The sequence below is a fragment of the Mesorhizobium sp. WSM4809 genome (assembly GCF_055811655.1).
This window is the reverse complement of the sequence record NZ_JBVVQW010000012.1, coordinates 1-25313: the sequence shown is the minus strand read 5'-3', so window position 1 is coordinate 25313 and position 25313 is coordinate 1. Positions and strand designations below refer to the sequence as shown.

Annotated in this window: 25 protein-coding genes; 11 read left to right on the top strand and 14 right to left on the bottom strand. The window is 62.5% G+C overall.

The window, feature by feature from the left end; genetic code table 11:
* Positions 1–46 precede the first annotated feature (46 nt).
* The 3 genes from rnd to AC0L24_RS24425 form a co-directional block, all read right to left on the bottom strand.
* The gene (rnd, locus tag AC0L24_RS24435; RefSeq protein ID WP_127810722.1) at positions 47–1198 is read right to left on the bottom strand and encodes a ribonuclease D; all 1152 of its coding nucleotides are present in this window, start codon (positions 1196–1198) and stop codon (positions 47–49) included.
* 78 nt (positions 1199–1276) lie between these two features.
* Positions 1277–2518, bottom strand: coding sequence for an MFS transporter (locus AC0L24_RS24430; RefSeq protein WP_127395849.1), 1242 nt, complete (start codon positions 2516–2518; stop codon positions 1277–1279).
* 134 nt (positions 2519–2652) lie between these two features.
* A complete protein-coding gene (locus AC0L24_RS24425; protein ID WP_127810721.1) occupies positions 2653–3570 on the bottom strand; it encodes a DMT family transporter in 918 nt (305 codons plus the stop codon).
* A gap of 92 nt (positions 3571–3662) precedes the next feature.
* Here AC0L24_RS24425 and AC0L24_RS24420 point away from each other — a divergent pair, with 92 nt between their 5' ends.
* A complete protein-coding gene (locus tag AC0L24_RS24420) occupies positions 3663–4529 on the top strand; it encodes a LysR substrate-binding domain-containing protein (RefSeq protein WP_127810720.1) in 867 nt (288 codons plus the stop codon).
* A gap of 138 nt (positions 4530–4667) precedes the next feature.
* Entirely contained in the window at positions 4668–6455 is a 1788-nt protein-coding gene (gene aspS / locus AC0L24_RS24415) for an aspartate--tRNA ligase (protein ID WP_164873999.1), read from the top strand.
* A 232-nt stretch (positions 6456–6687) separates the two neighbouring features.
* On the opposite strand, the gene AC0L24_RS24410 is transcribed toward aspS, so the two are convergent.
* A complete protein-coding gene (locus AC0L24_RS24410; RefSeq protein ID WP_127395851.1) occupies positions 6688–7878 on the bottom strand; it encodes a hypothetical protein in 1191 nt (396 codons plus the stop codon).
* Between the two features lie 103 nt (positions 7879–7981).
* On the bottom strand, positions 7982–8251 hold the full coding sequence (locus AC0L24_RS24405; protein ID WP_145967439.1) for a hypothetical protein: 270 nt from the start codon (positions 8249–8251) through the stop codon (positions 7982–7984).
* On the opposite strand from AC0L24_RS24405, the gene parC reads away from it, so the two are divergent.
* Together parC and AC0L24_RS24395 are read left to right on the top strand one after the other, a co-directional pair.
* Positions 8207–10459 (top strand): DNA topoisomerase IV subunit A, encoded by a 2253-nt coding sequence (gene parC, locus AC0L24_RS24400; RefSeq protein WP_473564210.1) that lies wholly within the window; start codon positions 8207–8209, stop codon positions 10457–10459. The two genes, AC0L24_RS24405 and parC, sit on opposite strands and share 45 nt — an antisense overlap.
* A 241-nt stretch (positions 10460–10700) precedes the next feature.
* Entirely contained in the window at positions 10701–11915 is a 1215-nt protein-coding gene (locus tag AC0L24_RS24395) for an AI-2E family transporter (RefSeq protein ID WP_127810718.1), read from the top strand.
* A 12-nt stretch (positions 11916–11927) separates the two neighbouring features.
* Here the strand turns inward: AC0L24_RS24395 and AC0L24_RS24390 are convergent, their stop codons facing one another.
* The 3 genes from AC0L24_RS24390 to AC0L24_RS24380 form a co-directional block, all read right to left on the bottom strand.
* The gene (locus tag AC0L24_RS24390; RefSeq protein WP_127810717.1) at positions 11928–12824 is read right to left on the bottom strand and encodes a DMT family transporter; all 897 of its coding nucleotides are present in this window, start codon (positions 12822–12824) and stop codon (positions 11928–11930) included.
* 129 nt (positions 12825–12953) lie between these two features.
* Positions 12954–13718, bottom strand: a complete 765-nt coding sequence (locus AC0L24_RS24385; protein WP_023810205.1) for an arginyltransferase — start codon at positions 13716–13718, stop codon at positions 12954–12956.
* 140 nt (positions 13719–13858) lie between these two features.
* Positions 13859–14329: an RDD family protein gene (locus AC0L24_RS24380; RefSeq protein WP_127322646.1), complete on the bottom strand. Its 471-nt coding sequence runs from the start codon at positions 14327–14329 to the stop codon at positions 13859–13861.
* 208 nt (positions 14330–14537) lie between these two features.
* Between AC0L24_RS24380 and sthA the strand changes: the two genes are divergently transcribed.
* A complete protein-coding gene (gene sthA, locus AC0L24_RS24375) occupies positions 14538–15926 on the top strand; it encodes a Si-specific NAD(P)(+) transhydrogenase (RefSeq protein WP_127267508.1) in 1389 nt (462 codons plus the stop codon).
* A 26-nt stretch (positions 15927–15952) separates the two neighbouring features.
* On the opposite strand, the gene AC0L24_RS24370 is transcribed toward sthA, so the two are convergent.
* Positions 15953–16621 (bottom strand): alpha/beta hydrolase, encoded by a 669-nt coding sequence (locus AC0L24_RS24370; protein WP_127810716.1) that lies wholly within the window; start codon positions 16619–16621, stop codon positions 15953–15955.
* Positions 16622–16823: 202 nt separating this feature from the next.
* On the opposite strand from AC0L24_RS24370, the gene AC0L24_RS24365 reads away from it, so the two are divergent.
* A complete protein-coding gene (locus tag AC0L24_RS24365) occupies positions 16824–18080 on the top strand; it encodes an OpgC family protein (RefSeq protein ID WP_127810715.1) in 1257 nt (418 codons plus the stop codon).
* Positions 18081–18082: 2 nt separating this feature from the next.
* Here AC0L24_RS24365 and AC0L24_RS24360 read toward each other — a convergent pair whose 3' ends face one another.
* On the bottom strand, positions 18083–19162 hold the full coding sequence (locus AC0L24_RS24360) for a LacI family DNA-binding transcriptional regulator (RefSeq protein WP_473564209.1): 1080 nt from the start codon (positions 19160–19162) through the stop codon (positions 18083–18085).
* A gap of 82 nt (positions 19163–19244) precedes the next feature.
* Between AC0L24_RS24360 and AC0L24_RS24355 the strand changes: the two genes are divergently transcribed.
* Together AC0L24_RS24355 and AC0L24_RS24350 are read left to right on the top strand one after the other, a co-directional pair.
* On the top strand, positions 19245–19460 hold the full coding sequence (locus tag AC0L24_RS24355) for a hypothetical protein (protein WP_473564208.1): 216 nt from the start codon (positions 19245–19247) through the stop codon (positions 19458–19460).
* A gap of 62 nt (positions 19461–19522) precedes the next feature.
* Positions 19523–19672, top strand: coding sequence for a hypothetical protein (locus AC0L24_RS24350; RefSeq protein WP_127321981.1), 150 nt, complete (start codon positions 19523–19525; stop codon positions 19670–19672).
* 34 nt (positions 19673–19706) lie between these two features.
* Here AC0L24_RS24350 and AC0L24_RS24345 read toward each other — a convergent pair whose 3' ends face one another.
* Positions 19707–20081: a DUF423 domain-containing protein gene (locus tag AC0L24_RS24345; protein ID WP_473564207.1), complete on the bottom strand. Its 375-nt coding sequence runs from the start codon at positions 20079–20081 to the stop codon at positions 19707–19709.
* 38 nt (positions 20082–20119) lie between these two features.
* Positions 20120–21382: a multidrug efflux MFS transporter gene (locus AC0L24_RS24340; protein ID WP_127810712.1), complete on the bottom strand. Its 1263-nt coding sequence runs from the start codon at positions 21380–21382 to the stop codon at positions 20120–20122.
* Positions 21383–21562: 180 nt separating this feature from the next.
* Here AC0L24_RS24340 and AC0L24_RS24335 point away from each other — a divergent pair, with 180 nt between their 5' ends.
* Together AC0L24_RS24335 and AC0L24_RS24330 are read left to right on the top strand one after the other, a co-directional pair.
* Positions 21563–22228: a GntR family transcriptional regulator gene (locus AC0L24_RS24335; protein ID WP_127810711.1), complete on the top strand. Its 666-nt coding sequence runs from the start codon at positions 21563–21565 to the stop codon at positions 22226–22228.
* A 113-nt stretch (positions 22229–22341) separates the two neighbouring features.
* Positions 22342–22575: a DUF982 domain-containing protein gene (locus tag AC0L24_RS24330; protein WP_244506945.1), complete on the top strand. Its 234-nt coding sequence runs from the start codon at positions 22342–22344 to the stop codon at positions 22573–22575.
* A gap of 66 nt (positions 22576–22641) precedes the next feature.
* Here AC0L24_RS24330 and AC0L24_RS24325 read toward each other — a convergent pair whose 3' ends face one another.
* Complete coding sequence (locus AC0L24_RS24325; RefSeq protein WP_013532262.1) at positions 22642–22794, bottom strand: hypothetical protein; 153 nt, start codon at positions 22792–22794, stop codon at positions 22642–22644.
* A 176-nt stretch (positions 22795–22970) separates the two neighbouring features.
* Positions 22971–24014, bottom strand: coding sequence for an aldo/keto reductase (locus AC0L24_RS24320; protein WP_127323004.1), 1044 nt, complete (start codon positions 24012–24014; stop codon positions 22971–22973).
* A 277-nt stretch (positions 24015–24291) separates the two neighbouring features.
* Between AC0L24_RS24320 and ppk2 the strand changes: the two genes are divergently transcribed.
* Positions 24292–25212 carry a polyphosphate kinase 2 gene (gene ppk2, locus AC0L24_RS24315; protein ID WP_473564206.1) on the top strand — a complete coding sequence of 307 codons (921 nt, stop codon included), beginning with the start codon at positions 24292–24294 and terminating at the stop codon, positions 25210–25212.
* The last annotated feature ends 101 nt before the right edge of the window (positions 25213–25313 follow it).

Genomic DNA, 25313 nt, shown 5'->3' with positions numbered 1-25313 from the left:
GAGCGCTTCTGCCTTCTCCCACAGGGGAGAAGGGAAGTCCGTTCGCCTAAAGGTCGAACACCGCGATCTTGCGCTTGTCGAACTTGATGCCGATCTCGCCGCGTACCAGCTTGAGCGCGGCCTCGCCGAACACCGCGCGCCGCCAGCCTTGCAGCGCCGGTACGTCGGCTTCCTCGCCCTCGGCGGCGATACGGTCGATGTCGTCGCTGGAGGCCAGCACCTTGGAAGCGACGCCCTCCTTTTCGGCAACGATCCGCAGCAGCACCTTCAACAGTTCCGCCGCGGCGCTCGAGCCCTCGGGCGGCTGGAAACTCTTTGGCAGTTTCGGCATCTCTTCCTTGGGCAAGGCAAGCGCGGTGTTGACCGCGCCAAGCAGCGCCGTTGCCGTCGAGGAGCGCTCCCAGCCCTTCGGCGTCGTGCGCAGCTTGCCGAGGGCTGCCGCGTCGCGCGGCGCCTGCTGCGCCACCTCGTAGATCGCGTCGTCTTTCAGAACGCGGCCGCGCGGCACGTCGCGTTCGCGCGCCTCGCGCTCGCGCCACGCCGCAACGCCTTGCACGATCGCCAGTTCCTGCGGTTTCCGCAACCGCATCTTCAGCCGCTTCCAAGCGTCCTCGGGATGAGGATCATAGGTCTCGCGGGAGGTCAGGACCTCCATCTCCTCGTTGAGCCAATGGGCGCGGTTTTCTCGCTCCAATTCGGCGCTGAGGTGCTGATAGACCTCGATGAGATGCGTAACGTCGGCCAGCGCGTAGTCGAGCTGCTTGTCGGAAAGCGGCCGGTGGCGCCAGTCGGTGAAGCGCGATGACTTGTCGAGCCGTGCGCCGGTGATGCGCTGCACGAGCTGATCGTAGGAAACACTGTCGCCGAAGCCGCAGACCATCGCCGCCACTTGCGTGTCGAACACCGGATGCGGAACCAGATCGCCGAGGTGGACGATGATTTCGATGTCCTGCCGCGCGGCGTGGAAGACTTTGACCACCGCCTCGTTGGCCATCAGCCTGAAGAACGGCTTCAGGTTGATATCGGGAGCCAGCGGATCGATCAACGCCGTCACGCCGGGTGCGGCCATCTGTATGAGGCACAGGATCGGCCAAAACGTCGTTTCTCGTATGAATTCGGTGTCGACGGTGACGAAATCCGACTTTTCGAAAGCGGCGAGAACGGTCTCGAGTTCTTTCTGGGTGGTGATGACGTGCATCAAATCGCTTTTGACAGGAGTAAGGTCTTCCTAGATTTCAGCCGCCGGGGCTTTCGTCAAGCTTTGGCACCGCCATCATCAGGTTCCCGGACCATCGGAATCGTCGTTTCTCCTGGCCAGCCGCGCGAAAACCGTCGAAGTGCGCAGAAGCGCGGTGAAGCGGCCGCGCCTGCCTGCCGGCACACCGGACCGGGCCTGCATGCGGTAAAGGATGACGGCGATGAAGATCGCATAGACCACCGCGCTGAATACAAACAGGGCGCCCGGTCCGAAATATTGCATCGCCGTCGAGGCGGCGAACGGGCCGCCAATGGCGCCGAAGGAATAGAACAGCATCAGCGCCGCATTGATCAGCACGAACTCGCCCGTGTCGGCGCGATCGTTCGAATGCGCCGCCGACAGCGAATAGAGCGGCATGGCGAAACAGCCGAAGATGAAGATGAGGATGAAGTTGAGCGCCGGATTGCTGCCGGCGATGAACACCAGCGCCAGTGCCGAAAGCATCGCGCAGCAGGTCGTGATCAAGAGCACGCGGCGCCGATCCCAGCGGTCGGAGAGGTAGCCAAGCGGATACTGGATGATGGCGCCGCCGAAGATGCCGACGCTGACGAAGGTGACGACATCGGCGACCGACATGCCGATCTGCTCGGCATAGACCGGCGACAAGGTGCGAAAGGCGCTGTTGGTGACGCCGACGGCGATGCAGCCGAAGCAGCCCAGCGGCGAAATCCGCCAGACGCGCGCCAGGTCGAGCTTGACCTCATCGGGTGGTGCCGGGTTGGAGCGGTCGCCGAGCGACACCGGCACCAGCGACAAGGTGATCATCATCGACATGATGGCGAAGATGGCGAAACCGCCGGCGCCGAAGACCGGGATCAGGAACTGGGCTGATGTCACCGAACCGATGTCGACCATCCGGTAGATCGCCAGCACGCGTGCCCGGTCGTGATTGCCGACGCCGGAATTCAGCCAGCTTTCGACGATGGTGAACAGCCCGGCGAAGCAGAAGCCGCCGGCGAGGCGCACCGCGCACCACATCACCGGATCGATGACCAGCACCAGGAGCAAAGTACCGACCGAGGCGATTGCCGCCAGCGCCGAAAATGCCCTGATATGGCCGACCGCCTTCATGATGCGGGTGATGGCCAGGCAGCCGAGCAGGAAGCCGGCGAAGTAGAAGGTGCCCATCAGGCCGATGTCGGAAGCCGAAAACCCTTCCTGCGCGCCGCGCAGCGCGATCAGCGTGCTCTGCAGCCCATTGCCGCCGAGCAGGATGCCGGCGGCGAGAAGAAGCGGGATCATCGGGCGGATGGAGGACATGAAGAGGCGATCACGTGTCGGTGATCCCTTCTTGGACCATCGCCCTGGCCAACGCCAGCAGCAATTCCCTGCGCCAACAGGGATGATCGCTGTATTCGCCTGGATTCGTTTCCCCCGTTTTGCTTGGTCAGCGCTCAGGGCTGCCTTCGACGTGACTGCCGATCGTCGGGCCACAGGCCAAGCCGCTCGGCTGCTCCCGTTGCGACGCCTATTCCTGCGAGGACTGCCATCAGCCCGACAATCAGGTTCGCGCTCACTTGTTCGCCCAGGAAGACAACACCGAAGATCGATGCCGTCACCGGATTCACCGCAACGGAAACGGCAACCAGTGTCGGCGACGCGCGCTCGAGCGCGAATGCCCAGAGGAAGAAAATGAAGGCGCCGCAAATTATGGCCAGATAAGCGCTCGCGATCCACTGAGGTGCGCTGAGAGTGGCAAGTCGCGCGAAGCCTCCGCTCGAAACCACCAGCACCGATAGGCAGACCGCGCCCACGCCCATGCCAAACGCCACGAACGGGATTGGCGCGGTGCGGGATAGAAATGGTCTCGACCAGACGTTGTAGAGCGCCATGCAGAAAGCGGCCGCGACCATGAGAAGATCTCCGCGCCAGGCATCTGGGGGAGCAGTCGTCAGGCTCGTGCCGAGCGCTACGGCCACTCCTGCCATTGCGATCAGGACACCGACGATCTTGCGGATGGTCGGCGGCTCGATCTTCAGAACTGCCGCGGCAAGCATCGTGAGCAGAGGCAGTGTCGAAAGCGCAAGCGCACCTCGCGCGGCCGTCGTGTAGACAAGGGCTCCATCGAAGAGCACCGGAAACAGCCCGAAGAACAGAAGACCCAATGCGCCAGTGCCGAGCCAGTCGCTCTTCGGCGGCCACCTGTCTCGCCGCCAGAGAGCGACGGCGGCCAAAACCAGAAAGCCGCCGCCGAACCGGACCGCACCGATAGCCAGAGGATCGAGCGTGCCCGCGAGATATCGCGTTGCGCCAACGGCGGTGCCCCCGAAAGCGCTGGAGAGAATCGCGGCGAGCACTCCTGTGATTTCCATGGTTCCCGACCTTGCTGGCTCGGAACCGGGAATATCGGGAAGGCGGGCCATAAGGAATCGAATAAGCTCAATGAGTTTGATAACATTCCACTATGAGTATCCCGAATCTGGATCCGGACCTTCTGCGGGCCTTCGTCGTCGTTGCCGAGCGCCTCTCGTTCACGCGAGCCGCCGAGCAGCTCAATAGAACGCAGGCGGCCGTCAGCTTGCAGGTGAAACGTCTTGAGGAGCGCATCGAGACCATCTTGTTCGCGCGCTCGACAGCCCGCGTTGAACTCACCGCCGCCGGGGAGGGCTTTCTGATCGATGCCCGCCGCATACTTGCTCTCAATGAGCAGGCGATTGCGCGTGTTTCCGGTCAGCAGGTGGCCGGACAGGTTCGCATCGGGGTCATGGAAGATTATGGCACCAAGATCCTGCCGCGCCTCCTTGCCGGCATCGCCGAGCGATTTCCGTTGGTGCAGGTCGAAATGGAGATTGGTCTCACCACCCGGCTCCTGAAACGGCTTGGGTCGTCGTTCGACGCCGTCATCGCCATGCACCCGGAAGGCACAACCGAGGGGGATTTGATATGCCGCGAAAGGGCGATTTGGGCGGCGGCGGCGACGCGGGCCGTCGAGGAACTCGATCCGCTGCCCGTCGCTCTGTCGAGCCCCGATTGCCTGTTTCGTTCCTGGGCCATTGAGGCGCTCAACAAGGCAGGCCGGCCATGGCGGTTGGCCTATGTCAGCCCGAGCCTCTCAGCCACGGAGGCAATTGTCGAACAGGGCCTGGCGGTCACCGTGGTTAAAGGCAGCATGCTTGCGCCAGGCCTGCGAGATGTCCATCCCGGCCGGCATGTACCGCCGCTGCCGGGGGCGGAGATTCGCCTTCATCGTGCCGCAACGTCGTCCGCCAGCGCTGCATTGGTCGTCGATCACCTTGCTCAGCGTCTTCGCCTATCGGCACTGGGCTCATAGGTCGCCTGGGAAAGCGGGGCCGAGATACCAACCCGGGCTGTTGCCTTGACAAATCCGGCCTCCCATGCGCTTTTCGCGCAAATTTTCAGGCCGGATGCTTCGGCCTGCAACCCAGCACCCCGGACCTTACCAATGACAATGCACCGTTACCGCAGCCATACCTGTGCCCAGTTGAGGAAGAGCGACGTCGGCTCGACCGTTCGCCTGTCGGGCTGGGTGCATCGCGTGCGCGATCATGGCGGCCTTCTCTTCATCGACCTGCGCGACAATTATGGCCTGACCCAGATCGTCGCTGATCCGGATTCTCCTGCCTTCAAGGTCGCCGAAACCGTGCGCGGCGAGTGGGTCATTCGGGTCGACGGCGAGGTCAAGGCGCGTTTGCCCGAGACCGCCAACGCCAATTTGCCGACCGGCGAGATCGAGATCTTCGCCCGCGAGATCGAGGTGCTGTCGGCCGCCAAGGAATTGCCGCTGCCGGTGTTCGGCGAGCCTGACTATCCCGAGGATATCAGGCTGAAATACCGCTTCCTCGATCTGCGCCGCGAGACGCTGCACAAGAACATCATTGCGCGTACAAAAATCATCGCGGAAATGCGCAAGCGCATGGGCGAGGTCGGCTTCACCGAATTCTCGACGCCGATCCTCACCGCGTCGTCGCCCGAGGGCGCGCGCGACTTCCTGGTGCCGTCGCGCATCCATCCCGGCACCTTCTACGCGCTGCCGCAGGCGCCGCAGCAGTACAAGCAGCTGATCATGGTGTCGGGCTTCGACCGCTACTTCCAGATCGCGCCCTGCTTCCGCGACGAGGACCCGCGCGCCGATCGTCTCCCTGGTGAGTTCTACCAGCTCGACCTTGAAATGAGCTTCGTCGAGCAGGACGACGTGCTTTCGACCATGGAACCTGTCATGCGCGGGGTCTTCGAGACCTTCGCCAACGGCAAGCCGGTGACGCAGAATTTCCAGCGCATCCCCTATGATGTGGCCATGCGCAAATACGGTTCCGACAAGCCGGACCTGCGCAACCCGATCGAAATGCAGGCCGTTTCCGACCATTTTCGCGATTCCGGCTTCAAGGTGTTCGCCAACATCCTGGCCAACGATCCGAAGGCCGAGGTGTGGGGCATTCCGGCAAAGACCGGCGGCAGCCGCGCCTTCTGCGACCGCATGAATTCCTGGGCGCAGGGCGAGGGCCAGCCGGGGCTGGGTTATATCTTCTGGCGCAAGGAGGGTGACAAGCTCGAAGGCGCCGGCCCACTCGCCAAGAACATCGGCGAGGAGCGCACAGAGGCGATCCGCCTTCAACTCGGCCTTGCCGACGGCGATGCGGCCTTTTTTGTCGCCGGGGATCCGAAGAAGTTCGTCTCCTTCGCGGGGGCTGCGCGCACCCGTGCCGGCGAGGAGCTGAACCTTGTCGACCGCGAGCGTTTCGAACTGTGCTGGATCGTCGACTTCCCGTTCTTCGAGTGGAACGAGGAAGAGAAGAAGATCGACTTCGCCCACAACCCGTTCTCGATGCCGCAAGGTGGCATCGATGCGCTGAATGGCGAGGACCTGCTCGGCATCAAGGCGTTCCAGTACGATATGGTCTGCAACGGCTTCGAGATCGCCAGCGGCGGTATCCGCAACCATCTGCCCGAAACCATGGTCAAGGCATTCGAGACGGTCGGGCTGGATCGCGCCACGGTCGAGGAGCGCTTTGGCGGCCTCTACCGCGCCTTCCAGTATGGCGCGCCGCCGCATGGCGGCATGGCCGCCGGTGTCGACCGCGTCGTCATGCTGCTGCTCGGCGCCAAGAACCTGCGTGAGATCACCATGTTCCCGATGAACCAGCAGGCCTACGATCTGTTGATGAACGCACCGTCGGAAGCGAGCCCGCAGCAGCTTCGCGACCTGGCGCTGCGCGTTGCCGTGCCCAAGAAGGACTGACGGCGGCGTTGCAACTGCCCTTTCTCCCCGTCTCTATACGGGGAAAAATGTCCGGCAGGACAATGAGGGGCAGCGCGGATGCGGGCAATTGGCGAACGGCCGTTGCAGCTGACGCCTTCTGACAGGCAATCGGTTCGGCATGAATTGCAATTTGTAGGCGTCGGCGCTGCCCCTCATCCGCCTGCCGGCACCTTCTCCCCGTATAGTGACGGGGAGAAGGGAACTACTTCGATCAGTCTTCGTTGGCCTTGACGGTGACGCCGAGCGTCTTCGGTAGGTCGAGCGGGTTGGACATGGCGCCCGCCATGATCAGTGCGAACGGCACGGATGCCGGCGGCTCGGCCGAGATTTCGAGGCTCTTCGGATCATCGAGGAATTTGCTGACCGCGGCCGTAACCTGCGCCGTCAGTTCCGGATTGTTGAGCTGCGCCATGCCAAACGGCACGATCGCCTTGGCCTGGTTGGCGATGTCCTTGCCGGACATGCCTTGCTGCTTGCCGACATAGTCCAGAACCTTGTTGGTCAGCGAATCGTCGTCGAAGCGGATCGAGGCGCTGTTGAACGAAAGCTGCTGCAACAGGCCGAGCATGGCCATGCCTTGCGCCGAATTGTCGGCGCCTTCAGGCTGTGCCGCCATCTTCTTCTGCATTTCCTGCAGCGACTTGATAAAGTCCAGCGTGTAGCCGCCGAGATTGAAGGTCATGCCGAGCGTGCCGGCATTCTCGACCGAGATGTCGTATTTCGACAGTTCCATCTTGCCGTCCGTGGGCTGCCAGGTGCCGGCCATTTCGAGATTGCCCGCGATGTTCTGGTAGCCGAGCGCGTTGATGACTTCCTTGGACTTCGGATCGTCCACCAGCGTCAGGTCGGCGTTGAATTTCTCCGTGGTGGCCGTGAATTCCATCGCCTTGCCGTCCGCCGGCGGCGTGATTTCGATGGCAAGGCCGTCCATCGAGAAGGCGGTCTTGTCGGCTACCTTGACGGTCATGTTCGAGAGTTCGGCTGACTTGTACATCATCAGCGAGCCGAGCGGGCCGGTGGCGCCGTCGGCCGGAACTGTCATGTCATGAATGACGAAGGGGCTGAGGTCGAGGGTGACGCCGTCCTTGCTGTGTGTGAAGGCAGCCGTCGATACGGTGGCGATGTCATAGCCGCCATTTGCCTCGGTCACACCTTCGAGTTTGACGTCGCCGATGGGAAGCGCTTCCTTCTCCGCCGCCGGTTTGATGGCAACGCCCTGCAGCACCATGTTGGTGTTGTCGCCGGTCACGCCAGTCCAGGTGATGTCGACACCTTGTGCGACAAGCGCGGCCTTCAGCCGGTCGGCCACTGCCGTATCCTGTGCGAGGGCCGCATTCAGCGGCAGCGTGAGCAAGAAGGTCGAAAGGGCTAATTTCCTGAGAGTTGAGCGTTTGATTGTCATCGCAAGGTCCCTGAGAGTGTCCTGAAATTGTTTTTTCAATTATTTGCGCCATCACCATTCCGTGACGAACTGGACCGGAAAAAGGCGTGTCCCGGCACATTGGTCAAAAATCGCGGTGAAAGGCAAACCCGATCCCACCGTCTTTGCGCAAACCGGTGAATTTGTCATGAAGAGCCGATAGCCGGATACCGTCGCGCTTGGCCATAGAACCCGCATGTAACAGGCTGATGTTGGCCAACATCCCCCGGGGTGCGGTTTCATGTTGCAGAAGGGCCGGTATCTCTGTCGGGCTCTTGCCGCGAATCACCCGCTCGGCTAGTCCGAGCCCATGGGAAAAAGGCTTTTGCCGCCTGAAAATGGCGGTGGCGATCATATCGAACCGGTCGATCTGAAGAAGGCGCTGGAAGAGCGCTATCTGGCCTATGCGCTGTCGACCATCATGCACCGGGCACTGCCCGATGTGCGCGACGGACTGAAGCCGGTCCATCGCCGCATCATGCACGCCATGCGTCTGCTGCGGCTTAACCCCGACCAGGGCTTTGCCAAATGCGCCCGCATCGTCGGCGAGGTGATGGGCAAGTTCCACCCGCATGGGGACCAGTCGATCTATGACGCGCTGGTGCGGTTGGCGCAGGATTTCTCGATGCGCTATCCGCTGGTCGACGGGCAGGGCAATTTCGGCAACATCGACGGTGATAACGCCGCCGCCATGCGCTACACCGAAGCGCGCATGACCGATGTGGCGACCGAACTCTTGTCCGGCATCACCGAGGATGCCGTCGATTATCGGCCGACCTACAATGAAGAAGACGAGGAGCCGGTGGTTTTGCCCGGCGCCTTTCCGAATCTGCTGGCCAACGGCTCGTCCGGCATCGCGGTGGGCATGGCGACATCGATCCCGCCCCACAACGCCGCCGAGCTTTGCGATGCCGCACTTCACCTGATCGAAAACCGGGACGCGCCGGTGGCGAAGCTGATGGAGTTTGTCCAGGGGCCGGATTTCCCGACCGGCGGCATCATCGTCGACAGCCGCGCCTCGATCCTCGAAGCCTATCAAACCGGCCGCGGTGGCTTTCGCGTGCGCTCGAAGTGGTTCCAGGAGGACCAGGGCAGGGGCACCTGGAGCATCGTCGTCACCGAAATACCCTACGGCGTGCAGAAGGCGCGGCTGATCGAGAAGATCGCCGAACTGCTGATGGCACGCAAGCTGCCGCTGCTCGAGGACATCAGGGACGAAAGCGCCGAGGACGTCCGCGTCGTGCTGGTGCCGAAGAGCCGTTCGGTCGATCCCGGCATCTTGATGGAATCGTTGTTCAAGCTGACCGAGCTCGAAAGCCGCTTCCCGCTCAACATGAACGTCCTGTCGCGCGGCAAGGTGCCCAACGTGCTGTCGCTGAAGGGCGTACTGCAGGAGTGGCTCGAGCATCGCCGCGAGGTTTTGATCCGCCGCTCGAAACATCGGCTTGGCGAGATCGAAAGACGGCTGGAGATACTTGCCGGCTACCTGATCGCCTACCTCAACATCGACGAGGTGATCAGGATCATCCGCGAGGAGGATGAGCCAAAGCAGGTGATGATGGCCCGCTGGTCGCTCACCGACACCCAGGCCGAAGCCATCCTCAATATGCGGTTGCGCGCTCTGCGCAAGCTTGAAGAATTCGAGATCCGCAAGGAATTCGACGGCCTGAGCGCCGAGAAAAAGCAGATCGAGGCACTGCTTGCTTCGAACGAGAAGCAGTGGGCGACGATCAAATGGGAAGTCACCAACATCCGCGACAAGTTCGGCCCGGAGACCGAACTCGGCAAGCGCCGCACCCAGTTCGCCGACGCGCCCGAGCATGATCTGACCGACATCGCACATGCCATGATCGAGCGCGAGCCGGTCACCGTCGTTGTCTCGGAAAAGGGCTGGCTGCGGGCGATGAAGGGGCATCTGGCCGATCTCTCGACGCTGACCTTCAAGGAGGGCGACAGCCTCAAGCTCGCCTTCCATGCCCAGACCACCGACAAGGTGCTGCTCTTCACCACCGGCGGCAAATTCTACACCATCGGCGCCGACCGGCTGCCTGGCGGGCGCGGCCATGGCGAGCCGATCCGGATCATCGTCGATATGGACAATGACCAGGACATCGTCACCGCCTTCGTCCACGACCCGAAGCGCAAGCTGCTGCTGGCCTCGCACGACGCCAACGGTTTTATCGTGCCGGAGGAGGAGGTCGTCGCCAACACCCGCAAGGGCAAGCAGGTGATGAACGTCAAGGCGCCGGACGAAGCCAAGCGCTGCATCCCGGTCACCGGCGACCATCTCGCCATCGTCGGCGAGAATCGCAAGATGCTGGTGTTCGCGCTCGCCGAGATTCCGGAGATGGGCCGCGGCAAGGGCGTGCGGCTGCAGAAATACAAGGATGGCGGCCTTCTCGATCTCAAACCGTTCACGCTGGAGACCGGCCTCTCCTGGCAGGATTCGGCCGACCGCACCTTCACAAGGTCACGCGAGGAACTGGCCGAGTGGATCGGTGCCCGTGCGTCGGCCGGACGGATGGTGCCGAAGGGATTCCCGAGGACGGGGAAATTTGGGTAGCGCTGCTAATCTCCCCTCGAGGGGGAGATGTCGCCAAAGGCGACAGAGGGGGTCGGCACGACTGGACGCGACCTCCTGCTTTGCGAACAGAGAATGCTAGCGCTTCACGCGCGGCGACCCCCTCTGGCCTGCCGGCCATCTCCCTCTCGAGGGGGGAGATCCCCAATCATTTGGACTATCGTCACGATTGCTACACTATATCAGTGCATAGACAGGAGGGGTGTTTGGGAGAGCCAGGCGTTTGAAGGAAGCAAAAATCCAGAAACCGGAACGGCAACAGCGCCTGTTCGGCCTGTCGACGCCGCTCAGGGCTGCCGTCATTCCGCCGCTGTCGGCGGCGCGTTGGCTGCTGGTGCTGATCGTCGCCGCCGGCGTCTATTTCTTCCACGGCTTCCTGTTTCCGGTGCTGGCGGCGCTCGTCATCGCTTTCGCCAGCTGGCCGCTTTACCGCCGCCTGCTTGTCGCGGTCAGTGGCAACCGCACCATCGCCGCGACCTTAGCCATCCTCTTCATCCTCGCCTTCCTGGTGATCCCGATCGCGCTCGCCGGCACCTATGCGATCAACGAGGTCCGCGAATGGGTCGCCTGGGCGATCGAGACCAACCGTCACGGCGCGGTGACGCCGCACTGGATCGCCACCATGCCTGTCGTGGGCGAGTGGCTGAACGAGCAATGGACGACCAATTTCGGCCATCCAGGCGGCATTGGTGAACTGATCCAGCTGGTCAGCGGCGCCAACATCGGCAGCATCTATCGCGGTGTGCTGGCCGCCGGCGGCAGCGCTTTCGGCTTGCTCCTGACATTGTTGTTCATGATGATCGCGTTGTTCTTCGCCTATCGCGACGGCGAGCATTTTGCCGGCCAGGTCGATCGTCTCGGCGAACGCATCCTGCCGACCAGATGGGAACGGATTTCGCGCGTCGTGCCCGCGACGATCTCCTCGACGGTGACCGGCATGACCGTGATCGCCATCGGCGAAGGCCTGGTGCTGGGCATCGCCTACTGGCTGGCCGGCGTGCCGTCGCCGGTCACGCTTGGCGCCTTGACCGGCGTCATGGCGCTGATCCCGGGCGGTGCACCACTGTCCTTCACACTGGTCTCGATCTACCTCGCCGCCAGCGGGTCGCCGATGGCCGGGCTGGCGCTGTTCCTCTGGGGCGCGGTCGAACTGTTCATCGTCGACAAGACACTGCGCCCGAAGCTGGTCGGCGGGCCGATAAAACTGCCCTTCCTGCCGACGTTTTTCGGCCTCATCGGCGGCGTCAAGACCATGGGGTTTCTCGGTCTGTTCATCGGCCCGGTGCTGATGGCCCTGCTGGTCGCAATCTGGCGCGAATGGCTTCGCGAGGTGGAACTGGCCGACGAAATCGCCCCCGGCTCGCCAGCCGAAATCGAAGCCGGCCTGCAAATAGAAGCCTTGCCGGAACCTGACGTGGCGAAGAAGGCCAGCGCCTGATCTCAACGCGCCTTAGACCGGATGTTGCACCGCAAGGTCGCCACGCCGCTTGCGTCCTTCGTGAAGCTGCCACAGCGAATGCGCAATCAGGGTGACGATCAGGATCGCGCCGCCGATCAGGCTGTTGCGCGTCGGTGTTTCGGCAAAGATCATCCACACCCAGACCGGCGCCAGCACGGTTTCGAGCAGGTAGAACATCGCCACTTCAGGGCCCGAAATGTATTTCGGCCCGGCGGCAAGGCAGAAGAACGCTATCGGCATGATGACGGCGCCGTTGAGGATGATCCACCAGGGCGCCTCGACCTGAAAGCCGGTCTTGGAAACCATGAACGCCGCCAGCCCGAAAGGCAGGACGACGCCGATCAGTGAGGTAAAGCCCATATCCTTGCCGCTGGCGCGCGAGATGGTGATGGCGCAGGCGATCAGGAAGGCCGAACACAACGCCATCAGGTCGCCGAACAGATATCCGGTGCCGACGGAATCGCCGACGATGATGACGACGCCGACAATCATCATGGCCAATGCCGCAAAGGTCAGCGGCCGCGGTCGCTCCTTCAGGAACACCCATGAAAGCAGCGCGGCGAACATGGTTGTGAAGGCCAGGATGAACACCAGGTTGGCGGTCGAGGTGTTGTAGACGCCTGTGATGAACGCAATCGCGCCGAGCCCGTAGATCGCGGCAACGATCAGGCCCGACCAGCCAGGTATCAGCTGCGGCGCATCCTTGCTGAACGAGCGCCAGATGGTCCACATGATCAGTGCCGCGGCCAAGGTGCAGCCGGTGCGCAGCAGCAAGATTGTCCACGCCTCGCCGTGGGCGAGCCGGATCAGCGGGATGTCCACGGTCAGCGTCAGCCCGCCAAATGCGGTGAGCAGAAGTCCTTTGGTGTGAGTATCGTGAGACGACATGCAGCGACTTTCACAATGAATTCGGGAGAGGATGGCGGACCGGCGCAATCGCACGCTCTCCGCCAATCAGCGGAAAGACCAGCATCGTCTCGATTGAAAATGTTTAAGCCCGGACTTGGGAAAGAGTAATCAGCGCGCGACCGCTTCGTTGGTGTAGCGCTCCCAGCCCTTCGGGCCGAGATGCTCCTGCGGCATGAAGCGCATCTTATAATTCATCTTGCGCGAGCCGTTGACCCAGTAGCCGAGATAGACATGGGGCAGGCCCATCGCCCTGGCGCGGGCGATGTGGTCGAGGATCATGAACGTGCCGAGCGACCGTTCCTCGAAATCGGGATTGAAGTAGGAATAGACCATCGACAGGCCGTCGGCCATCTTGTCGGTGAGCGCCACCGCGATCAGCTCGCCCTGTCCCTTGCCGGTGATGAACGTGTCTGGTCCACGCCGCCGATACTCGATCACCTTGGTGTCGACATGGGTATCCTCGACCATCATCGCATAGTCGAGCACCGTCATATCGGACATGCCGCCACGGCGGTGGCGGGCATCGAGATAGCTGCGGAACAGGGAATATTGTTCGGTCGAAGGCTCGGCATTGTGCATGTGGCCGACGAGATCGGAATTGTGCTGCAGCACGCGCTTCATGTTGCGGCTGGCGACGAATTCCTGGGCGAGGATGCGTACCGAAACGCAGGCGCGGCAGGTCTCGCAGGCCGGCCTGTAGGCGATGTTCTGCGAGCGCCGGAAGCCGCCTTGGGTCAAGAGGTCGTTCATCTCCGCCGCCTTGTCGCCAACCAGGTGCGTGAACACCTTGCGCTCGAACTGGCCGTCGAGATAGGGGCACGGCGACGGCGCGGTCAGGAAGAACTGCGGCGACTGGGTCGGATGCTGCGTCATCGAGCCTTGGAAACACTCCTTCGAATCGCTCTACCTTTGGCGCGGACGGCGAAAAATTCAACAGGATTATGTGAGCGTGGTCGACTCGACGCCTTCACATTTGTGCTCAATCGGTTGCGACTGCTCTTCAGAGGGCCGTTTCAGCGGTCCGTGCGGCTGACGACCGTGCCAAGCAAAAGATCGTGCAAGGTGCGCTTGCGGTCGGAAAACAGCGTCACCAGCAGGACGAGCGGCGACAGGATGACATTGCCGGCCCAGAACAGCACCGAATGGACGACCGCGGTGAGGCCGTCGATCGGCCTCCCGTCGAGCCGGTCGAGGCGGATGCCCACCATCTTCATGCCCGTGGTGGCCTGGTCGGTGCTGCCCAGCGTGTTCCAGATGTAGAGGATGGCCACAGTCGGCAACAGGATACCGAACAGCATCCAGCCAAGCCCGAGGGTCAAAAGCCCGAGGAAGAACACCAGAATGGCAAACGGAATGGTAAGCAGCGCGACGATGACATAGTCGATCACGAAAGCCAGGATGCGCTTCGTGCGCACGCCGTCATAGGCCCTGACATCGTCGAGCCTGCTGGTGATGATTTCGCCGTCGAGAACGCGCGCGTTCATGTCATTTCCTCGTAACAAGGTCCGACATAGGGTGCGGACCGTTCAGCCATGAAATGGTGAAGGCCTGTGGCGGAATCAAGATCGGGCTTCTTGCGGTGCGCCGGCCTTCAAGGCGCCAGGCGCAATCTGAACCGGTTGAATTTGCGGCGCGGATAGCATTAGCTTGCTGCGGCGCAGCAAAAGCGCACATGGCAGGGGACGGGGCAATATGGACTACGACATGCTGGTCATCGGCAGCGGCCCTTCCGGTCGCCGGGCCGCGGTGCAGTCGGCCAAGCTCGGCAAATCGGTGCTGGTGGTCGATCGCGGCCGGCGTCTGGGCGGTGTCTCGGTGCATACCGGCACCATCCCGTCGAAAACGCTGCGCGAAACGGTGCTCAACCTTTCGGGTTGGCGTGAGCGCGGCTTCTACGGGCGCGGCTACCGGGTCAAGCAGGATATCTCGGTCGGCGATCTGGTCGAGCGCCTGCACAAGACGCTCGACCATGAGGTCGAGGTGCTGCAGCACCAGTTCATGCGCAACACGGTCAAGAGCGCCCGGGCTGCGGTGAAATTCCTTGGCCCCAACAAGGTCAGCCTGACCACCGACACCGGCGATTACAGCGAGGTCGGTTTTGCCAATGCGCTGATCGCGGTCGGCACCAGGCCGCACCGGCCGCGCGATGTGCCTTTCGACAAGACCCGAATCTTCGACAGCGACGAGATGCTGGAACTCGACCGCTTGCCGCGCACGCTGACGGTGATCGGCGCCGGCGTCATCGGGGTCGAATATGCAACGATCTTTTCCGCGCTCGACGTGCCGGTAACCTTGGTCGAGCCGCGGAACTCCATCCTAGATTTCGTCGACCGCGAGATCGTCGACGATTTCATCCACCAGATGCGCGATCGCGGCATGACCATCCGGCTGGGCAGCGCGGTGAAGGAAATCCGCTCCAAGCCGGACGCCGCCGAAGTGGAACTGGCCGATGGCCGCACCATTCGTTCAGAGGTCGTGCTCTACGCCGCCGGCCGCACCGGCAATGTCGGCAACCTGGGCCTGGATGTCGTCGGCATCGATGCCGACTCCAGAGGGCGTATCAAGGTCGACCCGCATACGTTCCAGACCAGCGTGCCCAACATCTACGCCGCCGGCGACGTCATCGGCTTTCCGAGCCTGGCCTCGACTTCGATGGAGCAGGGCAGAGTGGCGGCCTGCCATGCCTTCGGCGTGCCGTTGCCGCCACCACCGGAGACCTTTCCCTATGGCATCTACGCGGTGCCGGAAATCTCGACGGTCGGCCAGTCCGAGGAACAGGTGCGTGAGAGCGGTGCGGCTTATGAGATCGGCGTGGCGCGCTTTCGCGAAACCTCGCGCGGCCACATCATGGGCGTCAACACCGGTTTCCTGAAACTGTTGTTCTCGGTCGAAACGCGCCGTCTGCTCGGCGCGCACATCATCGGCGAGGGCGCCACCGAGCTCATCCACATCGGCCAGGCGGTGATCAATCTCGGCGGCACCGTCGACTTCTTCGTCAACAACACCTTCAACTATCCGACGCTCGCCGAAGCCTACAAGATTGCAGGGCTGGACGCCTGGAACAGGATGGGACGAGGGTAGGCCGGCTGGTCGTGGCGGCGAGCCTGTCAGCTTGCCTGCGCCACCGCCGCGGATCCCGACAGCCATTGCCTGACGATTGCGGCGTCGGCGCTGCCGAATTCATGACCTGATGGGACAATCCGGGCGTCGATCTCGGCGCCATGCTGGCTGAGCAATGTCACCAGAGCAGGGGCGAAGGGCGAATAGGTGAGATCCGCGGCGCCGGCGATCATCAGGACGCGCACCTTTGACAAATCCGTCGCTGGCACGTGATCGAGCACCGGCATCGGCCGCAGCAGCGCGGCGCGCTCGACGAGCTCCGGATGTAGCAGCATCAGGCTTGAAACCAGATTGGCGCCGTTCGAATAGCCGAGGAACGTCGCGCGTGAGAGATCGAGATGGTGGTGTGTGGCCGTGTCGGCGACGAAGCCCGCAAAGGCATCGGTTTCGGTGCGGATGCTGTGCTGTTCGAAGCGCGTCGGCGTGATGCGCGCGAACCAGCGGAAACCATCCTCCTGGACAATGCGGCCACGCACCGCGATCAGCTTGGCCCGCGGTGCGATCTCTCGCGCCAGCGGTACCAATGTCGTCTCGTCGACACCCGATCCATGCAGCAGGAAGAGACATTCGCCGGTTGAATCCGCCGGGCTGTAAAGCCGGTAGCTGAAGGCCAGATCACGCCGCAGCGCACCATCTTGTGAGGTCTCTTCGATCATCGCGTATCCTCTTGATTATATGAGGTTTCGCTCAATTTGCCGGCTTCAAAACGCAATATTTTCAAGCTCCGCGAAAGTTGATTGAACCGGGCGCATTACAGTCCGTTTCTCCGCCGATAACATTCCTTCGGGAGGAATCGAAGCGGTGCGCCGGGGGTCGCATTGCCCGGCATGAACAACCACCTTTGAGGCCTTTTTGTCGATGACCACCCAGATTTCCCCGGACCGCGATGCGCGTGTCCCAGACCGCGAGTCGCGCGTGTCGGATCGCGATTCGCGTATCCCGGATCGCACTGAGCGCGATACGCGCATAGATGTGTTCCGCGCTCTCGCTCTGCTGACAATCTTTGTCGACCATGTGCCAGGTACCGCCTTCGAGTATCTGACCTACAAGAATTTCGGCTTTTCCGATGCGGCGGAAGTCTTCGTGCTGATCTCCGGCATTTCGGTCGCGCTCGCCTATGGCAGGAAATTCGAGCCCGGAAACCGGCTGCTGGCAACCCTGAAGATGTTGCGCCGCGCCGGTGTGCTTTATGCCACCCACATCGTCACCACCATGGGGGTGATGGCCATGTTCTGCGCTGCGGCGGTGTTTGCCAGGCGGCCGGAGCTTTTGACGATGATCAACATCGAGCCGTTGATCAAGAATACGCCGCAGGTGCTGATCGGCATCGTGACGCTCGGCCACCAACTCGGCTACAACAACATACTGCCCGTCTATGCGGTGCTGCTCTTGCTGACGCCGGTGTTCCTGCTCATTGTCAGCTATCGGCCGGTCTTGGCACTGGTCGCCTCCGGCGCCCTGTGGCTGGTCGCGGGGGTTTACCAAATTGCCCCGCCCAACTATCCCGAGCCCGGCTTCTGGTTTCTCAACCCGCTGTCGTGGCAGTTCCTTTTCAACATCGGCTTGGCAGGCACGCTGCATGTGCGTCGCGGCGGTACCATCCCGGTCAATCGCTGGCTGGTTGGCGGGGCCTTGGCCTACACCGCTGTGGCACTGGTCTGGGTGCACAGCCCGCTTTGGGGGCATATCTCCTGGTTTGGCCTGCCTCCGGTGCTGACCGGCTTCGACAAGACGTTCCTGTCGCTGCCGAGGCTGCTGCATATATTGGCGGTGAGCTACCTGATCGTGGCATTCCCGGCGGTCTCGAACCTGTTTCGCACCGGACGCGATCATCCGCTTGCCATATTGGGCAAACGATCGCTGCCGGTTTTCATTGCCGGCACGGTGCTTGCAATGGCGGCGCAAGTGTTGAAGCTGATCAATCCGGGCGGATTTGCCTATGACAGCCTGTTGATATCGGCCGGCATCGTCATGCAGTTCGCGCTCGCCTACTATCTCGAATGGCTATCGGGCCTTGGCTGGTCCGGCAAAAGCAGGCCGGCTCACAACGCCGCACCGCCCGTCCATGCTGCATCCTTCGCGATGCCGGCCATGGCTACAAGAATGGGCCGTTGAGCTCAGGCGGGCGAGGGGCCGGATGAGGCTCGCACCACGAGTTGGACCGGCAGCGATTGCCGGCTGAACGAACCGTCATTTTCAAGGATCGCCTTGACGGCAAGGCGGCCCATCTCGGCGATCGGCTGGACGATCGTGGTCAGCGGCGGCTTGGAAATCGCCCCTTCCGGAACACCGTCGAAGCCGACGACCGAAACATCGCCCGGCACCGCAATGTCGTGCTGCCGCAGCCAGTCCAGCGCATGGAGCGCCATCCTGTCGGACATCGCCAGAATGGCTGTCGGCGTCTCGGCACCGGCGAAAATATGGTCGAGGCCGGCCCAAACGCTCTTCTCGTCATTGACGGTTTCGTAGATAGGCACCCGCGAGACGTCGACGCCGACCCGGGAGAGTTCAGCGAAATAGCCACGCAAGCGGTCGCGCGTAGCGGAGTAGAGGGCCATTTCCACCTGCTCCCTTGTGGTAGGGCCGAAGCCTGCGTCGGCACAGGGCAGGGTAAGCACGGCAAAGCGGCGATGTCCGAGTTCGGTCAGGTGGCGGGCGGCCAGGCCAGCCCCGGCAATGTTGTCGACGCCGATCGCCGCGACGGCGTCGTCGTCGTCCGAATCGAGATCGAGCGCGACAAAAGGGAGTTTGCGTTCACGCGCCAGTTCGACCAGCCTTGAACCGCCATCGACGCAAAAGACGATGAAACCGTCGACCAACGCACTCTGTATGTTCCAGGCAAGCTGTTCGTTGTTGGCTGCGGAGACCAGCGAAATCCCCGCACCGGTCGCGTCGCAGACCTGCGAGATGCTGGCCATCATCACCCGGGCAAAGGGGTCGTCGAAGAAATAGGAGAGGGGTTCCGCGGTCGCGACACCGATGGCATTGACCTTGCCGGCGCGCAGCAGCCGGCCCTTGGGATCCGGTCCGCCATATCCCATGGCCTCGGCTGCCGCCTTGACCCGCTCGCGGACCTCCTCGCGCACGATCTCCGGCCGGGCGAACACGTTGGACGCGGTGCCGTGCGACACGCCGGCCGCCTTGGCAATGTCCGCCAGACGGACCGGTCTTGTCTTTGCAGAGGTCAATGGCGCCATCTTCGTCTCCTGAATTCCTCCCATCTAACACTTTCGTTGGATCGGTTCAAATTTTGACTTGATCACAGTCTCGGCAAGGCGTATGTTTGAATCGATCCAAGCGAACGGCGGTTCTCTAAATTGGATCGATTCAACATATTTAGGGGAGTTGTGCCATGCATCCCGTCAATTTCTCTTCGAAGATATTTACCGCAACGACTGGAGCATCTCGTCGAACACCACGACGCAGAAGCGCCGTGGCAAAGCCAGCCCATGGGTTCGCGAGTTGCGGTTCCTTGTGGAGCGCAAGCGGAGCTGATCGGGGTCGGTTTTTCGCGCCTGTCGATTGGATCGATTCAAGGACTAGAAGGAGCGCACATCATGCATCCCGTCAGCTATCTGTTCGAAGACATCTACCGCAACTATTGGGGCATCGCGCCGGCCTCCAAGAGGCCGGAACGGCATTGGTTGGCGAAGCTGCGGCGACGCAATCGCGAATTGCTCATCAAGCCCGAGCGCCGGCAGGACTAGCAGCCCACGCTTTTACATTTGGCGCGGGCAGGCGTCAGGAACGCATGCGCACCAGCGCCGAGGCGGCGATCGCCAGCCAGCCGGTAATGAGTAGCGTGCCGCCGATCGGCGCCGACAGCGGGAACAGCCGCGACCCGACGAAATCGCGGGCCAGCAGATCGCCGCAGAACAGCAGAAGCCCAACCAGCAGGATCAGGCTGCCGATGCGCAGCATCCGGTTCGCCCCAAGCAATCCGGCGGCAAGGAAGACCGGCGCATGCATCAGCAGGAAGGACGCGGCGGTGCCGACGAAGGCGCCGCCCAGATGCGCTGCCGCGGCCGACAGCGCCACGCCGGCGCCGCCGCACAGGCCGCCGGCCAGGACGAGGATACGGCCGCTGTTATCGGAAGGTCGTTCGGCCGTGCTCATGTCCATGGCTCCGTGATATCAGGGGATGCCCAATCCCGTCAGGACTTGCCGGCTTTGGCGAGCATGTCCTGCTCGCGGCGCGACTGTGCCAGCCAGTTATACACCGCGCCCCCGGCCATCAAGACGGATGTGCCCAGAAACACCGAGCGCATGCCGAAATGGCCACCGGCAAAGCCGCCGAGCAGGGGACCGGCGACCTGCCCGACATACTGGGCGGAAATCGACAACCCGAGCACATTGCCGCCGACCCCATAGGGAACATTGTGGCGGATCACGCTGGTGATGCAGGGCAAGAGCCCGCCCAGCGCCAGGCCCATCAGGAAACGCAGGCCGATGAGTTGCCAGCTTTGCGTGACGAAGGCCTGCGGGATCAGCAGCAGTGCCGAGACGGCAAGCGCGCCGATGATGACGTTCCAGTGGCCGACGCGGTCGGCGAGTTTGCCGAGGCGCGAAGCCGACAGGATGGCGCCAAGGGCCGCCGCCGACATGACGACGCCTGATATCAGCGTGACGCGGCTCTGGTCCTCGATGAGCTGCTGCACATAGACGGTGATGATCGGCTCGATCGACATGGTGGCGAAGCTCAACAGCATGCCGGTCGCCAGCATGGCGACGACAGGCCGCTTGTCCGGGATTTGTGCCCAGCCGCCTTTCTGCTTCTGCTTCGCTGCGGCGTCCGCTGTTTTCGGCCGGGGATTCTCCTTGATCAGAAACGTGGTCGCCAGGAACGCCAGGAAGATGACGCCGCCGGAGAGGAGAAAGGTGGCGCGGATGCCGATCAGCGGCGGCAGGGCGCCGCCCACCAGTGGGCCGACCAGAGCCCCACCCGTGATGCCGGCCGACAGCAGGCCCAGCGCCCAGCCGGAGCGTTCCTTCGGCGTCTGCATGGCAACGAGGATGGTCGATCCCGAGGAATAGCCACCGGCAAACCCGATCAGCAGCCGCAGCAGCACCAGTTGCCAGACCGTCTGCACCATGCCGGTCAGCGACATGCATATGGCCATGCCGAAGCTGGCGCGAACCAGCATCACCTTGCGGCCGTAGCGGTCGCCGAGACGTCCCCAGAGCGGCGCCACCAGCGCCGCCGCGAAGAACGTCGCGCCATAGGCAATCCCCGACCATTGCACGATCGCCGCGTGGCCCTCGGCGCCGAGCTGCTCGATATAGAGCGGCAGGAACGGCAAAAGCAGCGTCATGGCGACAAGCGTCGAAAACGATCCGGCAACGCACACGAACAGATTGCGCCGCCAGTGGATGTTGTAGGTGCTGTCGGTCGCCGGGGGCGTGTTCTGCTGCTGCATGTCATATGTCCTGTCCCAGCAACTCTTATCGATGCTTGCTGCGGATACCAATTTGGGATACCAAGATGGTGCCCCTGATGGACGCAAGCTTGACCGCTGTCAATGCGACCGTCTCAAACGTGATCGGAAAAGGCGGCCGGCAAGACGATCGCCAGCAACGATCAGAAAATGGAAACGACAATGTCGCAGATGCAGAGCGTCGAAAAACAGCTTCGGCAAATGATCCTGGGCCTCGAGATCGGTCCCGGCGAGAAGCTGACCGAGCGCTGGATCGAGAGCCGCTTCGGCGCGTCGCGAACCCCGGTCAGGGCAGCACTTCTGCGGCTTGAGACCGAGGGCCTGGTCGGCAGGGACGGACGTGGCTGGACGGTGTCGCCGATCAATCTGGCTGAACTCGAGCAGATCGCCGTCTACAGGGAGGCGGTCGAGGTTGCGGCACTTCGCCTGACATGCGGCCTGGCGGACCGGAGCGCCGTCGATGTCATCGAGGCGATGCTCGAGTCCTGCGACAACGACACGCCGCGCGAGGAATGGCATCGCGTCGGCATGGATTTTCACATCGAACTGGCTCGTCTGTCGGGCAATGAATTCCTGTTCCGGGCGGTGCGCGATGCCATGACGCGCCTGTCGCGGGCGCGCTGGCTGGAGGTCCGCGACGAAGCGGCCCTCAGCCGCGCCTGGGCCGAACATCGCGCCATACTCGCGTCGGCACGCCTTGGCGACGCCGATGAAGCCGCGCGCCTGCTGTCAGGCCACATCGTCGGCAGCCGCGACCGACTGGTGACGTCGCTCGCCAACGATCGGCGCGGTCTTCGCGCCAGAGGCTTTGCCGTCGTTGCTGCTTAAAGGTGGATGAAGGGGCGCAAAGCGGCGTCTGGACGTATGCGCACTTTCGCCTCGCTTCGCAGACGCCGATGGCGTAAGGAGCGGCCATGGAAAACAACCGATTTGAAACACCTGTGACTGTGAAGTCAGTCGCGGCGGGAAGCACTCAGCTCTTGCGCACGGCGCGTGAGGCTTCCGACTACCTCCTCAACAGCTGGCCCGGCAAGCGCAGCCCCAAGCATCGCGCGGCCCTGCAGGCCTGCCATGACGCACTCGCCGGCGACAAGCCGGCGATGAACGCCAGGCGCGCCTTCATCGCGGCAGCACGCGAAGTGGACGTGTTCGTCAGCGACAAGGCGCCCGCCTGACACAAGCCGACATTTGAGGCGGCAATCTGGATTGAGGCACGGCCCGCATCTGCGGGCCGTTTGCCGTCACTTTGCCGTTTCGGTTTCGGCTTCAGTCTCGTCTTCGGGCTTCGAACGTTCCCGCGCTGCAACCTTGGCTGCCAGCTTCTCGGCCTTTTTGGCCGCCTTCTGGCGGTCGCGTTCCTTGCGTTCCTGATCGTAGTTTGGTGGTCGCGCCATATCGGCTCCTTTTCACTGCCTTGCGGCTCTGGTCCTGCCTAGGAGCATTAGCCGTCAAACACAACAGCTGAAGCGATAGTGCGTCGATGATGGCCAGGCTTGCAAGATGTGCGTTGCAATGAAGAGGCCAGGTTCATCATTGCGGCGGCCGATACCTATCGCCATCGATTTGCCGGTCAGATGCCGCTTCGGTCAATCACCAGATCGGCGGCACCAAAACGGTCCTTTGCCGTCAGCTGCTGGTGCCAGTAGGGATAGAGCAAGGGTGGCCGGCTGACCGCGTCGAGGCGCTCGCGCTCCTCGCCGGAGAGCATCAGGCTTGCCGCCGCGATGTTGTCCCGGAACTGCGTTTCCGTCCTGCCGCCGATCACCAGCGAACTGACGGCCGGCCGGCCAAGCAGCCAGGCCAGCGCCACCTGCGCTGCCGACACGCCGCGCTGCGCGCCGATCTCGACAAGCACGTCGACGATCCGCCACAGCCGGTCCTCGTCGCGGATCGGCGGTTCGGACCAGCCGGCAAGCTGGCGGGCGGTGGGGCTGTCGCGGCGGTATTTGCCGGACAGCAATCCGCCGGCAAGCGGGCTCCAGACCAGGACGCCCAACCCCTGGTCGACGGAAATCGGCAGCAACTCGTACTCCGCCTCGCGCGCTTCCAGCGTGTAATGGATCTGCTGCGTGACGAAGCGCGGCTGATGATGGCTGTCGCTGATGCCGAGCGCCTTCATCACCTGCCAGCCGGAATAATTGGAGCAGCCGACATAGCGGATCTTGCCCTGGGCAACCAGCGTGTCGAGCGCGCCGATGGTTTCCTCCAGCGGTGTCACGCCATCCCATTCGTGCAGGAAATAAATGTCGATGACGTCGGTCCTGAGCCGCTTCAGGCTTTTCTCGCATTCGCGGATCAGGTGATGGCGTGACAGGCCTTCATCGTTCGGGCCTTTGCCGATCCGCATCCGTGCCTTGGAGGCGATCAGCACGTCGCCCTTGCGCTTGCCGCCGAGCGCTTCGCCGATGATTTCTTCGGAAATGCCATTCGAATAGACGTTGGCGGTGTCGATGACATTAATGCCGGCGTCGATGCAGAGATCGATCATCCGGCGCGCCTCGTCGAGATCGGTCTTGCCGACAGCCGAAAATGCGCCGGCGCCGCCGAACGTCATGGTCCCCATGGTCAGCGTCGAAACTTTCAGGCCGGAACGGCCGAGGGTGCGGTATTCCATGTCGATCCTCGCGATTGCGTTGAGAAAGGGGCTGGGGAGGGTGCCCGAATGTGGCCGCTATTTGTAGGACAATTTGCGCGACTTGTCGCCATGCCAGGACGCCGGATCGATCATGCCTGGCGGGATTGGCAGCGGCGGCGATCACGCTCGGGCTGCAATAAAACCGTCATTGCAGGCCTATATTGAAGTCGGCTCAGGCGTTGCCGTTCCGGGCTGTAAGCCGGAGTTTGGGGCGCCGGACGTGGATCGACAGAGCTTGCAAGTGGAGCAGCCGATAATGACCGAGCTAAAACAGAATTCTCCGGCCAGGGATTGGCTTGAAGCCGAGCTCGCCGACACGCTCGACGAAGACTATGAGCTCGAAATGTCGGAGCCGGCGCTGTCGATGGAGATCGCCAAGATCTACAAGAACTCGCATCCGCCTTCGATCGATCGCATGCAGTATTTTCGCGACCTCATCACCCTGCAGTCCGAATTGATCAAGCTGCAGTCCTGGGTCGCCTACCACAAGAAGAAGCTGGTGGTGATCTTCGAGGGACGCGATTCGGCCGGCAAGGGCGGCGTCATCAAGCGCATCACCCAGCGGCTCAATCCGCGCATCTGCCGCGTCGTGGCACTGCCGGCACCGACCGAGCGCGAAAAGTCGCAATGGTATTTCCAGCGCTATGTCCCGCATCTGCCGGCCGGCGGCGAGATCGTGCTGTTCGACCGCTCATGGTACAACCGCTCGGGCGTCGAGCGGGTGATGGACTTTGCCCAGCCCGATCAGGTCGAAGAATTCTTTCACGACGTGCCGGAGTTCGAGCGCATGCTGGTCCGCTCGGGCATTACCGTGGTCAAATACTGGTTCTCGATCACCGACGAGGAACAGCAGATGCGCTTCCTGATGCGCATCCATGACCCAATGAAGCAGTGGAAACTGTCGCCGATGGACCTGCAGTCGCGCGTGCGCTGGGAGCAGTACACCAAGGCCAAGGAAGAGACCTTCGCCCGCACCAACATCCCGGAAGCGCCCTGGTTCATCGTCGAGGGCAACGACAAGAAGCGCGCGCGGCTGAACTGCATCGACCATCTGCTCAAGCAGCTGCCTTACGAGGAAGTGCCGCATGAGGAGATCACGCTGCCCGAGCGCGTCTTCAACCCCGAATACGAGCGCCAAGTGCTGCCGCGCGAGCTCTACGTGCCGGAGAAGTATTAATGGATCGCTCCCTTCTCCCCGTCACTATACGGGGAGAAGGTGCCGGTGTCCGAACCGGATAGATAGGTAACAGAATGGACTGATTAGATGGGTGACAGTTT

Excerpts from the sequence above, each read along its gene's own strand:
- AC0L24_RS24405 (WP_145967439.1), bottom strand. The coding sequence starts at position 8,251 with ATGATCGCCACCGCCATTTTCAGGCGGCAAAAGCCTTTTTCCCATGGG.
- AC0L24_RS24420 (WP_127810720.1), top strand. The coding sequence starts at position 3,663 with ATGAGTATCCCGAATCTGGATCCGGACCTTCTGCGGGCCTTCGTCGTC.
- AC0L24_RS24370 (WP_127810716.1), bottom strand. The coding sequence starts at position 16,621 with ATGATCGAAGAGACCTCACAAGATGGTGCGCTGCGGCGTGATCTGGCC.
- AC0L24_RS24430 (WP_127395849.1), bottom strand. The coding sequence starts at position 2,518 with ATGTCCTCCATCCGCCCGATGATCCCGCTTCTTCTCGCCGCCGGCATC.
- AC0L24_RS24410 (WP_127395851.1), bottom strand. The coding sequence starts at position 7,878 with ATGACAATCAAACGCTCAACTCTCAGGAAATTAGCCCTTTCGACCTTC.
- AC0L24_RS24355 (WP_473564208.1), top strand. The coding sequence starts at position 19,245 with ATGTTTGAATCGATCCAAGCGAACGGCGGTTCTCTAAATTGGATCGAT.
- parC (WP_473564210.1), top strand. The coding sequence starts at position 8,207 with ATGGGAAAAAGGCTTTTGCCGCCTGAAAATGGCGGTGGCGATCATATC.
- AC0L24_RS24340 (WP_127810712.1), bottom strand. The coding sequence starts at position 21,382 with ATGCAGCAGCAGAACACGCCCCCGGCGACCGACAGCACCTACAACATC.
- AC0L24_RS24345 (WP_473564207.1), bottom strand. The coding sequence starts at position 20,081 with ATGAGCACGGCCGAACGACCTTCCGATAACAGCGGCCGTATCCTCGTC.
- AC0L24_RS24390 (WP_127810717.1), bottom strand. The coding sequence starts at position 12,824 with ATGTCGTCTCACGATACTCACACCAAAGGACTTCTGCTCACCGCATTT.
- sthA (WP_127267508.1), top strand. The coding sequence starts at position 14,538 with ATGGACTACGACATGCTGGTCATCGGCAGCGGCCCTTCCGGTCGCCGG.
- AC0L24_RS24380 (WP_127322646.1), bottom strand. The coding sequence starts at position 14,329 with ATGAACGCGCGCGTTCTCGACGGCGAAATCATCACCAGCAGGCTCGAC.
- ppk2 (WP_473564206.1), top strand. The coding sequence starts at position 24,292 with ATGACCGAGCTAAAACAGAATTCTCCGGCCAGGGATTGGCTTGAAGCC.
- aspS (WP_164873999.1), top strand. The coding sequence starts at position 4,668 with ATGCACCGTTACCGCAGCCATACCTGTGCCCAGTTGAGGAAGAGCGAC.
- AC0L24_RS24335 (WP_127810711.1), top strand. The coding sequence starts at position 21,563 with ATGTCGCAGATGCAGAGCGTCGAAAAACAGCTTCGGCAAATGATCCTG.
- AC0L24_RS24365 (WP_127810715.1), top strand. The coding sequence starts at position 16,824 with ATGACCACCCAGATTTCCCCGGACCGCGATGCGCGTGTCCCAGACCGC.
- AC0L24_RS24320 (WP_127323004.1), bottom strand. The coding sequence starts at position 24,014 with ATGGAATACCGCACCCTCGGCCGTTCCGGCCTGAAAGTTTCGACGCTG.
- AC0L24_RS24425 (WP_127810721.1), bottom strand. The coding sequence starts at position 3,570 with ATGGAAATCACAGGAGTGCTCGCCGCGATTCTCTCCAGCGCTTTCGGG.
- AC0L24_RS24325 (WP_013532262.1), bottom strand. The coding sequence starts at position 22,794 with ATGGCGCGACCACCAAACTACGATCAGGAACGCAAGGAACGCGACCGC.
- AC0L24_RS24350 (WP_127321981.1), top strand. The coding sequence starts at position 19,523 with ATGCATCCCGTCAGCTATCTGTTCGAAGACATCTACCGCAACTATTGG.
- AC0L24_RS24360 (WP_473564209.1), bottom strand. The coding sequence starts at position 19,162 with ATGGCGCCATTGACCTCTGCAAAGACAAGACCGGTCCGTCTGGCGGAC.
- AC0L24_RS24385 (WP_023810205.1), bottom strand. The coding sequence starts at position 13,718 with ATGACGCAGCATCCGACCCAGTCGCCGCAGTTCTTCCTGACCGCGCCG.
- rnd (WP_127810722.1), bottom strand. The coding sequence starts at position 1,198 with ATGCACGTCATCACCACCCAGAAAGAACTCGAGACCGTTCTCGCCGCT.